11 protein-coding genes are annotated in these 14,797 nt (G+C 54.2%); 4 read left to right on the top strand and 7 right to left on the bottom strand.

Annotation, left to right across the window (positions count from 1 at the left end):
* Positions 1-99: 99 nt before the first annotated feature.
* The 3 genes from secG to pheA all read right to left on the bottom strand — a co-directional run bounded on the left by secG (position 100) and on the right by pheA (position 3,235).
* Entirely contained in the window at positions 100-651 is a 552-nt protein-coding gene (gene secG, locus R3C20_20665; GenBank protein MEZ6042922.1) for a preprotein translocase subunit SecG, read from the bottom strand.
* A 70-nt stretch (positions 652-721) separates the two neighbouring features.
* Positions 722-1,495, bottom strand: coding sequence for a triose-phosphate isomerase (tpiA, locus tag R3C20_20660; protein MEZ6042921.1), 774 nt, complete (start codon positions 1,493-1,495; stop codon positions 722-724).
* 492 nt (positions 1,496-1,987) lie between these two features.
* Positions 1,988-3,235, bottom strand: coding sequence for a prephenate dehydratase (gene pheA / locus R3C20_20655; GenBank protein MEZ6042920.1), 1,248 nt, complete (start codon positions 3,233-3,235; stop codon positions 1,988-1,990).
* Between the two features lie 565 nt (positions 3,236-3,800).
* On the opposite strand from pheA, the gene dnaK reads away from it, so the two are divergent.
* From dnaK to R3C20_20640, 3 genes are all read left to right on the top strand, one after another.
* Positions 3,801-5,702, top strand: coding sequence for a molecular chaperone DnaK (gene dnaK / locus R3C20_20650; GenBank protein MEZ6042919.1), 1,902 nt, complete (start codon positions 3,801-3,803; stop codon positions 5,700-5,702).
* Positions 5,703-5,907: 205 nt separating this feature from the next.
* On the top strand, positions 5,908-8,526 hold the full coding sequence (clpB, locus tag R3C20_20645; GenBank protein ID MEZ6042918.1) for an ATP-dependent chaperone ClpB: 2,619 nt from the start codon (positions 5,908-5,910) through the stop codon (positions 8,524-8,526).
* A gap of 120 nt (positions 8,527-8,646) precedes the next feature.
* Complete coding sequence (locus tag R3C20_20640) at positions 8,647-10,362, top strand: ATP-binding protein (GenBank protein MEZ6042917.1); 1,716 nt, start codon at positions 8,647-8,649, stop codon at positions 10,360-10,362.
* On the opposite strand, the gene R3C20_20635 is transcribed toward R3C20_20640, so the two are convergent.
* The gene (locus R3C20_20635) at positions 10,325-11,062 is read right to left on the bottom strand and encodes a VTT domain-containing protein (GenBank protein ID MEZ6042916.1); all 738 of its coding nucleotides are present in this window, start codon (positions 11,060-11,062) and stop codon (positions 10,325-10,327) included. The two genes, R3C20_20640 and R3C20_20635, sit on opposite strands and share 38 nt — an antisense overlap.
* 4 nt (positions 11,063-11,066) lie before the next feature.
* Entirely contained in the window at positions 11,067-11,555 is a 489-nt protein-coding gene (locus tag R3C20_20630; protein ID MEZ6042915.1) for a hypothetical protein, read from the bottom strand.
* Between the two features lie 309 nt (positions 11,556-11,864).
* Between R3C20_20630 and R3C20_20625 the strand changes: the two genes are divergently transcribed.
* A complete protein-coding gene (locus R3C20_20625) occupies positions 11,865-12,413 on the top strand; it encodes a DUF2617 family protein (GenBank protein ID MEZ6042914.1) in 549 nt (182 codons plus the stop codon).
* A 161-nt stretch (positions 12,414-12,574) separates the two neighbouring features.
* On the opposite strand, the gene R3C20_20620 is transcribed toward R3C20_20625, so the two are convergent.
* Both R3C20_20620 and R3C20_20615 read right to left on the bottom strand, forming a co-directional pair.
* Positions 12,575-14,023 carry an MFS transporter gene (locus R3C20_20620; protein MEZ6042913.1) on the bottom strand — a complete coding sequence of 483 codons (1,449 nt, stop codon included), beginning with the start codon at positions 14,021-14,023 and terminating at the stop codon, positions 12,575-12,577.
* Between the two features lie 157 nt (positions 14,024-14,180).
* Complete coding sequence (locus R3C20_20615) at positions 14,181-14,648, bottom strand: putative colanic acid biosynthesis acetyltransferase (protein MEZ6042912.1); 468 nt, start codon at positions 14,646-14,648, stop codon at positions 14,181-14,183.
* Between the last annotated feature and the right edge of the window lie 149 nt (positions 14,649-14,797).

The following is a 14,797-nucleotide window of genomic DNA, read 5'->3' as shown; positions in this document are numbered from 1 at the left end:
CTTTCAAATGAGACAATTCAATTACCCAGGCGGCAGCCCCGAAACGGAACTGCCGCCTGTTGAAAGTGTTTTTGCGTCTATCGGAGACGGAAGCTGCTGCTATTCCTGCTTTTCGCCGGGCTCAGCACCTGTATCAGATTCAGTCGCCGGAGCGGCATCTTCTGATTTCGGATCTGCCTGAGCAGGTTCATCAGAAGACGGGGAATCAGATTTCTCTGGTGTTTCCGCAGCCGGTGTTTCGGCAGCCGGTGTTTCGGCAGCTGGAGTTTCGGCAGCTGGAGTTTCGGCAGCTGGAGTTTCGGCAGCTGGAGTTTCCGCAGCCGTGTCATCCGCTGGCTGCACAGGCGTTTCGCCGTCCTCAGACGCCGCGCCGGAAGTGAACCGACTATCAGCTCCTGAGTCTTTCGCAGCAGCAACACTCCGCATCGACATGCCCAGACAAGCTGCAATCAGTACCCAAACCACAGCAACGACGATCGTCACCTGGGTAAAGGTATCTCCGGCACGCGTCCCAAACGCACTTTGTCCACCGCCGGATCCAAACGCTCCGGCGAGTCCGCCGCCGCGGCCTCGCTGAATCAGGACCAGCAAAATCATGAAAAGGCTGATGACGACCAACAGCACTGACAGGATGCCAACAAGAAACGACATCGAACTGCCTTCTCCCAATCCATAAGAAAAATGAGGGTAGGTCGCTTTTGATTGTCGCGACCCCGGAATACTACGACTGAGCCAGTTTTCGGGCAGCATCGATGATAGGCACGAAGGAGGATGCTTTCAGGCTTGCTCCACCAACCAGCGCTCCGTCGACATTGGCCTGACCGAGCAATTGCTCAGCGTTGTCGGCCTTCACACTTCCGCCGTAAAGAATCTGCACTCGATCAGCAAGCCCGGGATTGTAGCGATTCGCGAGCCACTTGCGAAGATGTTCATGGGCAGATTCAGCTTGTTCGGGACTAGCCGTGACCCCGGTCCCGATTGCCCAGACGGGCTCGTAGGCGATAACCACCTTCGCCATGTCAGCTTCGGTGACGCCGGAAAGCCCTCCTTCCATCTGCGTATCCAGGACCTTTTCCGTGCTGCCAGACTCCCGTTCGCTGAGCAATTCGCCGACACAAAGCACGACAACAAGGCCACCTTTCAATGCGGCATGGACTTTCTTGTTGATAACGGCGTCGGTTTCTCCCAGTACATGGCGGCGTTCGCTGTGGCCCAGAATGACGTGCGAACAGCCGCAGTCGGACAGCATCGGAACAGCGACTTCCCCCGTAAACGCTCCCGGAGCCTCAAAGTACACATCCTGAGCCCCCAGTTTCACCGCGCTGCCATCCAGCTTTTCCGCAATACTGGAAAGATACGGGAACGGAGGGCACACAAGCACGTCGACACCAGCTTCTGCAGCCGGGACCGCTGCGGCCAGGTCAGCGGCCAGCGCTGTCCCTGAAGCACGGTCTGTATTCATCTTCCAATTGCCAGCCACAAGATAACCACGCATCGAACAATTCCTTCTACCACCCTGTTCCACAGGGGTAATCACAATCAGAACTTCAGCCCGGCCAAACTTCAGGGAACTCTACGCACGCTCACCAGATACCGAAAGCGGAGCCACCGCAATACTCCTGTGTTTTCCCAAGGTCTCGCCAGGATTCCCAATCAATCAGTCGATTTCCCGCTGACTTGCAGCTGTGCTTTGCCTGGAATGCCTCAGGTCATGTTTCCCCCACGGTAAATCATCCTGAGGGATAAGAGTTGAAAACCTCCGGATTTCACAGAACGCGGAAGCGTCCGAAAATCCAGCGGAATTTACAATCTTTGAACCCGAAACCCGGTAAGCCGCCACTTCTAACCGTCCGTTGAAAAACCGGGACCGGCACGCAGGATGACTGGAAAGCATCGTGCTTTCAGATCTCCTGCCTGAGCCAGTCCTGTTTTTCAACAGGCTAAGCCGAAGGGGCTCTCATCCACCCGGCAGATTGGCGACTGGCCGCTACTTCACAGGTTCGCTGCGTGGATAGGAGCCAAGCACTTCCAGCCGATCCGGGGGCAAATCGTGCAGATCCTTCAATGTCCGCTTAATTTTTGCATCGGAAACATGCCCCTCAAAGTCCAGGAAGAACAAGTATCCAACTTCAGGCTGCCGGAGAGGAAACGATTCAATCCACGTCAGATTGATTTTGTTCCTTCGAAACGCTTCCAGTGCGTCAGACAGTGAGCCTGGTTTGTGGGGAATCTGAAGCAGAATCGCGGTCCGGTCGCTTCCTGTCGGTTCTGCAACCGAATCGCCAATCACAGCGAATCGCGTCACATTATCTCGGTTGTCCTCGATACACTCGGCGACAATCTGAACATCGTACTGAATCGCCGCCTGCTTGCTGGCCACTGCAGCGGCCCTTGGCTTATCCCGCGCGAGCTGGGCGGCGGTCGAAGTGCTCGTCACCTCGATGAGTCTGGCCTGCGGCATATTCCGTGACAACCACTCACGGCACTGAGAAAGTGCTTGGGGCTTGCTATAGATCTCCGTGATTTCGCTCCGGTCACATCGGGCCAGGAGGTTGTGGTGAACGTGCAGCTGAACTTCACCGCAGATCCGGATCGGCAAGCGAGTGAACATATCCAGAGTGTCGACGATACGGCCGTCAGTGCTGTTTTCAATGGGCACCAGACCAAAGTCCACGTGTCCACGATTCACCTCTTCAAAGACGGCAGCAATCGTACTGACCGGAACCAGATCGGCCATTTCGCCAAATCGCGTGATTGCCGCCTGATGGGTGAAACTGTAGGCTGGCCCCAGATAGGCAACCCGAATGTTCCTGATCCGCTGTCGTCCAGCGCTCAGTAACGGACGGAAGACAGCCCGCAGCTCATTGCTGGTCAGCGGGCCCTGATTCAGGCGGTCGATCATTCCGAACACCTGATGCTGATCCTGGTCGCTGAACACAATTTTCGAAGGCGAAGTCACACCCTTCATTTTCTGCAGGTACAGCGAAGCCCGTTGATTCAGCAGGGTAATTAACTGCTCATCGAGCCGTTCCAGTTGCAGTTCGGGTGAGAGCTCAGGCTCAGCAGCCGCGGCGGGAGTTCGAGGAGGGCGTTTCGCAGATGAACTGGGTTTTGCGGACTTCTTTACAGCCTTGACGGACCCTGTATTCTTGCCAGCTGGACGAGCATTCCGAGGAGCCGGGGCCTTCTTCGCCACTTTCTTTTCAGGCTTCCGAGCAACCTTCTTCTTTGCCATTTCAAACCTCAATCAGGGATACTGAAGTCCTGGAAAGAGGTCTCTGACAGTGTCAGAATTCGTGACTGAATCGCTCGGGCGTCGCCAAGCGAGTTCGGGCCCCCCCGCTTTCCGCATTGTTGTCCGGCGGTCACTTGATTGCCGGAAATTTGTGCTGCCCTTGTACAGATGGCAAAAATCACTGTCAAGCTGCGCGATGCCGCCCCCGGAATTCTAATAGTTTTAGACCTTTGACAGCCCGAGCATTTGGCGCTGCCAGAGACGCAACCTGCCAAAGAGACAGACATTACACAGGAAGCGGAATTGCCAAAACGGCACCCACAAACGCGAGACTTCCTGAACCGGAATCTGCCATATTGACCTAAACAATGTGAGCACGATCGAACTTTCCTTTCATAAGCACATAACTTGCAACCACTTACAGCACATTCACACATTGTGGCACAGAAGCTGCTAATCCCGTGGCCGTTCGCATGTTGACCCCCGAATTTAGTCGCGAGAGTGGTCGACAATTTGAAGTGACGGGATGCAGTGATTGATCCACTGCGAGGAAAGGAAACTTATCATGGCTGTTTCTGGTGAAAAGATTATTGGCATCGACCTTGGCACAACCAACTCGGTGGTGTCTGTCATGGAAGGCGGCGAGCCTCGTGTCATCGCCAATCAGGAGGGCAGCCGTACGACTCCCAGCGTGATCGCGTTCACACAGAAAGGCGAGACTCTGGTTGGAGAGCCGGCGAAACGTCAGGCGGTCACAAACCCGAGTAACACGCTGTATTCGATCAAGCGTTTCATGGGACGACGACACAAAGAGGTCCATTCGGAAGAGAAACTTGTCCCGTACGGGATCGTTGGATCCGAGAACGACTATGTCAAGGTGAACGTGAATGGCAAGGAGCACACGCCACCTGAAATCTCAGCCCTGGTTCTCCGCAAGCTGAAAGAGGCGGCGGAAAACTATCTTGGCCACAAGGTGAACAAGGCGGTCATTACCGTACCAGCCTACTTCAACGATGCTCAACGACAGGCCACCAAGGACGCCGGGCAAATCGCAGGTCTGGAGGTTTCCCGAATCATCAATGAGCCGACCGCCGCTGCTCTCGCCTACGGACTGGACAAGAAGCGTGAAGAGAAGATCGTCGTTTTCGACCTTGGCGGCGGCACATTCGACGTCTCCATCCTGGAAGTTGGCGATGAGCTCATCGAGGTGCTCAGCACAAACGGTGACACACACCTGGGAGGAGATGACTTTGACGAAGCGTTGATCGATCATCTGGCAAAGACATTCCAGAACGAGCAGGGAATCGATCTCCGCAAGGATCCAATGGCCCTGCAGCGGCTCCGCGAAGCAGCTGAAAAAGCCAAGAAGGAACTGTCGACTCAGCAAACGACGGACATCAACCTTCCGTTCATCACAGCCGATGCAAGCGGCGCTAAACACCTTCAATTGAGCATTAGCCGTGCGGAATTTGAAAAGCTCATCGACCCACTCGTGGAGCGATGCCGTCAGCCGGTGCTGAATGCACTGAAAGATGCCAAACTGAAACCGGGCGACATCCACGAAGTTGTGCTCGTCGGGGGATCAACACGGGTTCCTCAGGTGCAGCGACTTGTCCGGGAAATGTTTGGCAAGGACCCGCATCAGGGTGTAAACCCGGACGAAGTTGTGTCGCTCGGAGCTGCCATTCAGGGCGGGATCATCGCCGGGGACGTCAAAGACGTGGTTCTGCTCGATGTAACCCCGCTCTCACTCGGTATCGAAACTGAGGGTGGGATCATGACGGTGCTTGTCGAGCGAAACACCACGATCCCGACCACCAAGACGGAAACCTTTTCGACCGCATCTGATAATCAGCCTGCGGTGACGGTTCGAGTCTTCCAGGGGGAACGAAAAATGGCAGGCGACAACCGACTGCTGGATGAGTTCAACCTGGACGGAATTCCGCCGGCACCTCGTGGAACGCCTCAGATCGAAGTAAAATTCGACATCGACGTGAACGGAATTCTCAGTGTGTCGGCCAAGGACAAAGCCACCGGCAAAGAACATTCGGTTCAAATCAAACAGTCCAGCGGATTGTCTGATGATGAGATCGAACGTATGCGAAAGGATGCCGAAGCCCACGCAGACGAAGATAAGAAGAAACAGGAGCTTGCTTCTGCAAAGAATCAGGCGTCGGCACTGGTCCATCAAACGGAAAAGACTTTGAAGGAACATGCTGACAAGCTGGACGCCGCATCCAAATCGGCTATCGAAGCGTCTGTTGAACGCGTGAAAAAGGCATCGGAAGGCGATGACGCTGCGGCAATCAACAGTGCTTGTGAGGATCTGGCAAAAGCATCGCACGCCCTGGCAGAACACATGTACGCCGACAAGGGGGCAGCCGGAGGCGAAGCTCCTCCGGAATCGTCTGCCTCCAGCTCAGATGGCGACGACGTGATCGACGCCGAATTTGAAAAGAAAAGCTAGAGTTCGAATGATTCAGAAGCCCGGTATCCGAATGATGCCGGGCTTCTTTCAGAAAATTGAGGAACAGCTGTCACCCCGCCCCACCGGTTCGATGTATGACATCGAGCTCCCATCCCTGAATCTCCCTGTCTGGACCTGTTTGTCTTTCCGAATCTCCGCGCGGGCTCCCGTTGCGCGCGGAGCTTGTGCCTGAAGGAATTCCGCCATGGCTTTTGATCCCGGAAAACTCACCGTCAAAGCGAGCGAAGCTGTGCAGCGATCGCAGCAACTCGCAGAAAGTCGTCAGCATCGCATCCTTCGCCCGATTCACATCCTGAAGGCACTTCTTGATGAACAACAGGGGATCGTAAAACCGCTGTTGCAGAAGATGAATGTCAATCTCGGCCAGCTGACCACCATGATTGAAGGCGAGTTGAATCGCCTGCCTCAATCAACCAGCAGCGGCAATGAGCCGGTCAGTGCAGGAAGCGAAGCCATCAGGGTGCTGACGGCCGCGCAAACTCAGGCCGATTCGATGGGAGATCAGTTTACATCAACCGAACATCTCCTGATCGGTTTGACTCAGGTGGAGGATCAGGCCAAACGCCTGCTCGAACTGAATGGCGTCGATCAGAATGATATTCTTGAAGCAGTGAAAGATATACGAGGAGGCCAGACCGTGCAGGACCAGAATCCCGAAGACAAATATCAGGCCCTTGAAAAATATGGGCGCGAACTTGTTGCCCTCGCCCGCGAAGGCAAAATTGACCCCGTGATTGGTCGAGACACAGAGATCCGTCGCGTCATTCAGGTTCTGTCGCGCCGGCGCAAGAACAACCCGGTGCTGATTGGTGAACCGGGAGTTGGAAAGACAGCCATCGTTGAAGGTCTGGCACACCGAATCGTTCTGGGCGATGTTCCCCAGAACCTGAAGAATAAGAAAGTATTCGCCCTGGATATGGGTGCGCTGGTTGCTGGTGCAAAGTATCGCGGAGAGTTCGAAGACCGCCTGAAAGCGGTGCTCAAAGAGGTCGGCGATTCCAACGGCCAGATCATCATGTTCATCGACGAACTTCACACCGTCGTTGGCGCTGGAGGTGCAGAGGGAGCGATGGATGCGTCCAACCTTCTGAAACCAGCGCTGGCTCGAGGTGAATTGCACTGCGTCGGTGCAACAACGCTCGACGAATACCGTAAGCATATTGAAAAAGATCCGGCTCTCGAACGGCGATTCCAGCCGGTGATGGTGCAGGAGCCCAATGTAGAAGACACAATCTCTATTCTGCGAGGTCTGAAGGAGCGTTACGAAACCCACCATGGCGTCCGCATTACGGATGATGCCATCATTTCAGCCGCTACTTTGTCCGACCGATACATCTCAGATCGTTTTCTTCCGGACAAGGCAATTGATCTCGTCGACGAAGCTGCGAGTCGTCTGCGCATGGAAATCGATTCGATGCCGGCGGAAATCGACGAAGCGACACGACAGCTCACTCGCATGCAGATTGAAGCAGCCGCGCTGGAGAAGGAAACCAGTGACGAAAGCAGAGAGCGATTGCTGGAACTCAAGCGTCAGATTGCGGAACGTGAAGAATCGACAAATCAGCTGAAAGCGAAATGGGAAGCAGAAAAGGGAGCTCTGTCAGGCCTCAAGCCCCTGAAAGAAGACATTGAACGGCTGAGAACCACGTTTCAGCAGGCCTTTTCCCGAGCACAGCAGACACTGAGGAACGAGGACTTCGTCGAAGCGCAAAATGCTGAACAACAACTCAAACAGGCCGAAGCCCAGTTAGCGCAGCTGGAAGCAAAGAGTGCAGAATTGAATGACAACCCTGACGATCGACTTCTTCGCGAAGAAGTGACCGACGAAGACATCGCGAAGGTTGTCAGCTTGTGGACAGGAATTCCGGTCGCTCGCATGATGCAGGGCGAACGAGAGAAGCTGATCCGCATGGAAGATGAAATTCATAAACGCATGATCAATCAGCATGAAGCTGTTGAAGCCGTCAGCAATGCTGTTCGACGCGCTCGCTCTGGCATGCAGGACCCCAATCGCCCCATCGGCTCTTTCATGTTTCTGGGCCCTACCGGTGTCGGTAAGACGGAATTGTGCAAGGCACTTGCCGGCTTTCTGTTTGACGATGAACGAAACATGGTGCGAATTGACATGAGCGAGTTCATGGAGCGACACAGCGTTGCTCGGTTAATTGGTGCGCCACCGGGATACGTGGGGTATGAAGAAGGCGGTCGACTCACCGAAGCTGTTCGGCGTAATCCTTATTGTGTTCTTCTGCTGGATGAAATCGAAAAGGCCCACCGCGATGTCTTCAATGTGCTGCTCCAGCTGCTGGATGATGGCCGACTGACAGACAGTCAGGGAAGAACCGTCGACTTCACGAACACCATTGTGGTGATGACTTCCAACATCGGCAGTCACATGATTCAGGAGATGTCCGGTACATCTGACGAAGCTGCGATTCACAAGGCTGTGATGGGAATTCTGCAGAAAGAGTTCCTGCCGGAATTCCTAAACCGAGTGGACGAAGTCATTGTCTTCCATCCACTGGGGCGGGAGGAGATTCGCGAAATTGTCGATCTTCAGCTTGGGCGACTGAATTCACAACTGGAACGCAATGGATATAAGCTGGAAGTGAGCGACAATGCAAAACTACTTCTGGCGAACGAAGGATATGATCCGGCCTATGGCGCTCGTCCCCTGAAACGCGTCATTCAGCAGCGTCTTCAGAACGGGCTTGCGAATGAAATTCTTTCGGGGAGGTTCAATCCGGGCGACACGATATTTATCGATGCCACGCCTGACGGCTTCGTTTTTACGGCAAAGTAGTCTCAGGATCTTTTTGCAAAACCTATGGTAACCGGGTATCGTCTCGTATCCGGGGCGATTCACCCCTGGGCCTGTGTGCGATCACAGCTGACAAACGGGTACAGTTTTTCCCGGTGAGATATGGCGCTTCAAGAACGGGATAATGACGCCCTTCAACGATACACCTCAAGAGTCATCGACTACTTGGCCAATGTATCGTCGCCCCGAAAAGTGCGAGATCAGCTGCAGGAAGTGCTCCTGGGCCTGGCAAGGCGTGTTGGTATTCCGGAAGTGTTCTACTTCCGGATATCCACCGGTAAGACACAGCCGCGCAGAATCTCCCTGCTGTCATCGTCCGCAAGAACGCGTCTTGATTTGCGAAAGTCCATGGCAGATGTGCCACTCACAATCCTGTCATCACAAGTCATCAGAAGCCTGGACAGTCAGCAGCCCCTGCACCTGGAAAAAGGTCAGTTCGGTGGAAGCCGCCTGCTGTTGACACTCTTGTCTGAGACCCAGTTGAACGGCCTGCTGCTGATACCCATTGATCGAGGGAAGAAGCTGCGTGGCTTGATTGTTCTGGCTCACAGTGAGGGCAGCCAGCATATCGATTCGAGAGGGTGTCAACAGATTCGAATCATCGGCCAGCTGCTCGCGGAGAAAATGCGATCTGCCAGACGGATGGCGATTCAAAAACGGCAACATCGTGAATGGAGACGAATTGCCGACGCGTCATGTGATTTTGCCGCCGTGACGGGACATGATTTCCGCGTGAGAAAAGTCCTCTCATTCGGAGCCACAGCACCCGAAATCGTCGGAACATCTCTGTCCGCGATTCTCCCTGAACAAACAATGGCAAAACTGAACCAGTCCGTTCAGCTCGCAATGACCGAAGACAGGCCTGCATCCTGTGACGTTCTGATCGGATGGGAATTAGGCGCAAGGTCATGGTATCGCGTGCGGGTGCAGTCGAATTCAGCGACAGAGACCTTTACGTTTTACTTCACTGATATCGACGTGGACAGGACGCAGCAGGAGAAGCTGAATGAGCTGCAGGCGCATGTGAATCGCGTGGCTCGGCTGACTCTGCTTGGTCAGATCAACACAGAATTTGCCCATCAGATCAATCAGCCACTCCAGTCGATCATGTTTCAATGCGGCATTGTGCAAATGCGGCTGAAAGGATCGAAACTCTCTCGTAGAAGTGTATCTGGAACGATGCAGAAGATTCTGGATGCAGTGGAGCATGCGTCTGGTATCCTCGTCCGCATTCGTGAGTTTGTTCAGTTTCGTTCTCTCAGGATTGAAGATCACGACATGATCGAAATCTGCGAACGTGCTGTTCAAATGGTTGAAAGTAAGGCCATGAATCGCAATGTCCACCTGCGATGCTCGTGGCGTTTGGATACCGGACGATGGGGCCAAAGCCACGACCAACAACTATGGATTGCAAGAGTGGATGAAATTCAGACAACGCAGATTCTCATCAATCTGCTCGTCAACGCGATCGAAGCCTGTGAAGAACAGACCTCGCCGGCACCTGAAATTCTGGTTTCCGCGGCATGCTCGCAGGATCAGCGATTCATCGAAGTTTGTATCCAGGACAACGGACCAGGGTTACCCAAAGAGAATCCCGGAAAAGTGTTTGATCGCTTTCATACAACAAAGCAAGAAGGTCTGGGCATCGGACTCGCTATCAGTCGAAGCGTTGCAGAATCGCAAAATGGGGCGCTGAGAGCACTGAACAATGCGGAACGCGGCTGCACATTTTGCCTTTCTGTCAGGCGGTCGTCACTGGCCGGTTCAAAAACTGACGAGATCAAGACAATTCCTGCGGATAATCTTCCTGCAGACTAAGCTGCACGAGCAGGCGCTTCAGGATTCGTACAACAACAACCATGTAAACAGTCGCTGCAATTAAAAACGGATAGAATAATTGTGGCAGGGCGTGGAAGACGCTGTCCGAGAGCCAGGATTGCAGGAAGCAGAGGGGAGCCATTCCCAGGCCCGTCGCCACTACCACATGCCATGTGCGAACACCGGCCAGGCCTGCAGCATACGAAACAAGATCCGAGGACGTCAGCGGATTCAATCGCAATGCAAAAATCAGTTTGGGACCTTGTTCCGTCAGGCCGACGCGCAGCTTTTGAGCTTGCGGCGTCCTCAGGAAGTTCCCTTGCTGAGTCGATTCGAACCAGGCAGCCAGCCGCCTGGCAAGCGCGCAGGCGATTCCAGCACCAGCGGCGTTGCCCAGCGTTGACAGAAATCCGCCCCACAATGTCCCGAACAGCAGACCTCCCGGTGCATAAAGCATCAGGCCCGGAATGGGAGCGATCACGACTTCCACAATGACAAAAACAACGTAAATGACCGGGGCCAGGAGACCATAGGACTGAATCCACTGTTTTAGCAATTCCAGCTTGTCTGCAGCCGAGTCGGCGGCGCCAAAGAGTTGGCTGACGATGCCGCCTGTTAACCAGGAATAACCGGGGCACGCGAGAACAGGTATCAGGACAAGCCACGGCCAGATTCGATTGACTCTCTGAAACAGAGACACGTCGTTATTCTTCAAGCTTCTGATCCGTGGCTGGCTTGCCCGGCAGGCGAATTGCAGGAGGTGCTGGTCTGGGGACAATACGTTCGGCTTCGGTCAGAAGTTCTGACAATTGCTCACCGACGAAAATGGCACAGATGGCTGCCTGCTGGAAGTTCGTGTGCGTGGAAGCGTGCCACGCGTCCTTTTGGAACTGAACCGCAGCAGCCTTCAGCTTAGGCAGTTTTTTTCGGACGATGGTGAAATATGATTGCGGATCGTCTGTCTGAGTTTCCAGCGCGCGGTAGACATCAAAAATAGTCCGGGCCATCTCATTCAGCTCCGGAAAGTCATCGACTTCATCCGAATGCTTGACGAAGGTTCGCACTAACCATGCCGCAGACATTACCTTCTGACATCGATCAACCATCGGCTTGAGCTGTTCAATCTTCTCCTGAGATACCACGCCCTTTTCTGGTAACGAATTCTCTGTGTTGTTGGGGGATACTTCTGACATGTGTGAGGCGAGCAGTGTGGTTGTTGAAAAATCAGAACACGATGTGCTCGGATGGTAACAGGCAGAAACGCGAAACGACAGCACATTTGATTCGTCAGTTTCCGTTCGTCAATCAAGCCAACGTGCCAATGCTGGTTGCCGGGCAGGAACAGGGCCCGCCCGAATGCGAGGGAATTCCCGTCAGAATTTGTCCTAATTCCGGCGTCGAAGTTTCCGGCAGATCCGCAGTTTTCTTCGCCTGCAGGAACCTCCTATACTTGTGTGATCAAGTGTTAGTTTGCGTCGGCATTTTTGAAAACGGTGAACGTCATGAGTGTCAGTTTTGCTCGACCCGATGTCGCAGATATGGTTTTGCGCGTTTTCGAGCGACCTATACACCCTGAATTGTTTGACACACTGCGGGAGACTCGCATTGGGGTCGGCAACGATACAGCCGTCATGCGACTCACAAACCACGGCCATGTCATCGAGTATCGGTCCCCGGAAGGGACACTCACGGAAGTAGCCACGTGTAAGCAAGCACCATTGCCGGTGCAAATGCGGATTATTGATCGCAGGCTGATCGGCTACCGGACGCACATGATCGACGGGTTGAGAATGCGTTACCATTGCAGCTATCAGCTGGAATCCGTTCCGCTGGACATCTACCTGCAGCTGCATCAGGAGTTGGAATTCGACGCCAGGACTGCCACACTCGCCACAGTAACTCCCGGTAGTAGTCCAGCAAGCCCGGAATGCATCAGCCTGATGAAATGTGATCTGCTGAGCGAGGGGTTTGTCGTGCACACCTTTCATACTTTTCCGGGCAACGCCGCCGTGCTGCGCATCCAGACTCTGTTCGAACGACTTCCGGAGTAACTCCGCGTTCGGGAATTTGCCGTCGCAAATCTGGAACGGTCAGTTCAGGAAACCGCCGTTCGCACATCAGTACCCGCTCAATGCTGAGGCGACGGGTGAGGCAAAAACCCCAGCCTCGCATTTCACACGTTTAACACGCTCAGATTCTTCTGAGCGGTTGATCAATCGGGCAACTCTTCGCCCCGGGTTTCTCGCGCTAGAAGAGTGACAACGACGCCGACGGCGAACAATGGAATCATATATTGCGACGACTGGGACGGTGTCCATTTCTGTATAGCGGAAATTGCGATCACCATAGCCGAACCAATCCGGCCTGCGTTGAAACAGAATCCGGTTCCGGTACCGCGAAGGCGAGTCGGAAACAATTCCGGAAAGTAAACGGCATACCCCGCATGCATTCCCAGCGTCAGAAATCCAAACACCGGAAGAAACAACAGAAGCACGGTCCTGGAATAGTCACCTGGAGCCAGCACAAAGAACAAGATCATTGCGGCGGCAAACGCACCGACATGATAAAACACGAATGCCCCCTTGCGTCCGAGGACATTCGAGATGGCTCCGAACAGCACGAGCCCCAATCCGCCGCCAAGCACCATCACAAGAAACATCCCGGTCATCTCTTCGCGTTTGACAACGCTCTTGTGATTTCGCATCGCCGTATCTCGAGCAGCCTTTTGCTCTTCATTTGCAGATTCCCAGTCGATTTCACCCAGACCCGCTTCGGTCAGAACGATTTCCTGATCCTTGTCGACGCGACGCTTCAGTGTGTCTTTGCCGTAGATATGGCATCCCCAGAATGTCGTCAGACCAATCGTTGCCAGGGCTGTGCCGACGATGGTGTTGCGAATGTATTTGCTGTGGAAAAGGTCGGGCAGTGATCCGGTTGCCTGGGTCGCATCCTCTGATTCCCGCTTCTTGGCTTCGACCCATTGTTCTGGCTCCCGCATTTTCCAGCGAATGAATACCGTCAACAGTGCAGGTACGACGCCTATAACAAATCCCAGTCGCCAGGTATTCTCGCCCAGGATCTGAGCACTGATGATAAAATAGCCCACGGCGACCGCCATCAGCGTTCCGAAGACACTGGACGCATGAAAGATTGAGCCCATCACTGCCCGCGAACGGCGGGGCATCACCTCGGCCACCATGGCACTGGCTACCGCCCACTCCCCGCCGACACCCATCGCAACCAGGAATCGCAGAGCCACCATCTGCCAGGGAGCATTTGCAAGTGCCGTGACGCAGGTGAAGATGGAATAGAACAGGATCGTGATGATCATCGTCCTGGAACGCCCGATTCTGTCGCTGAGCATTCCAAAGAGAATTCCACCGAAAGCTCCGCCCAGCAGAAACGAAGCAAGAGCGTAGTTATTCCACGAGGCGATGACCTTGCGGGTCACTTCGTCGACCGCTGTTGAGCTTGCCCCAAGCAACTGGGGCATTGCGTCGTTCATACTGGCGACGAACACCTGGCCCTCGAAGACATCGAAAACCCATCCCAGTGAGGCGATCAAGAGCACAAGCCACTGATAACCTGTGATGCCCTCGAACCAGCGCAGCGGCCGTTCACCGGTTCCCGTTACGCCATCCGTTGTATGCGACTCTGTCATTGAAAAGACACAACTTCGTAAACGTTTAGATGAGAGCCAATCCAGCATGGAAACGTTCATCCGCGCGAAGGGCAGACGGCTGGTTTGTCGGACGCGTCAGAGTAAGCACTTCTGAGCAGCGCGACAAGCGGGTGGGCGAACATCGCAACAAAGCCATCTAATTGCCCGGGACTTTCGATGAATCCGGGGCCTGACCTTCCATGTTTCCCATGGAAGTTCGCACAGCATTGGCTGAAACAATTTCCATCGGCATGACGACGACATCCTTCAGCAGAACGGCTCGGCAACAGATCCACGCCCCATGTCCCACTCTGATGGGCCCAGTCTGCAATTCAAACGTCGCCGATCGGTGGTCGTGGCTTCCTGTGCAAAGATAGGCTGCCTGAGAAATACAAACATCACTCGCCAGCACAACATCATCCAGATTGTCAATCCAGACATCTCTCCCGATCCAGCAATCGTTTCCAATGGTCAGACGCCAGGGATATTTGACGCGAACATTCGGCCGAATCACTACGCCATCTCCGATGCTTGCACCAAACAGACGCAACAACCAGACTCGTACGCTCGACAGTGGATTCCAGGCACATTCCACGAACAATACGCTCACGAAGTACCAAGCCATGCAGGTGAAGAAACCGCGACCGGGGTGGTAATGATCATTTCGGTAGTCGCGAAGCTTCCGACTCGTGGATTTCGGTTTCGGTTGGGATGGTCCGTCAATAGTCATCCAAAAAGCCAGCTCAGTGAAGTTCGTGAAGTCTCTGAATCGGA

The organism is Planctomycetaceae bacterium (assembly GCA_041398825.1).
Classification (GTDB): Bacteria; Planctomycetota; Planctomycetia; order Planctomycetales; family Planctomycetaceae; genus F1-80-MAGs062.
Note: the sequence above shows the minus strand (reverse complement) of the source record. Positions and strands in the feature narration are given on the sequence as shown.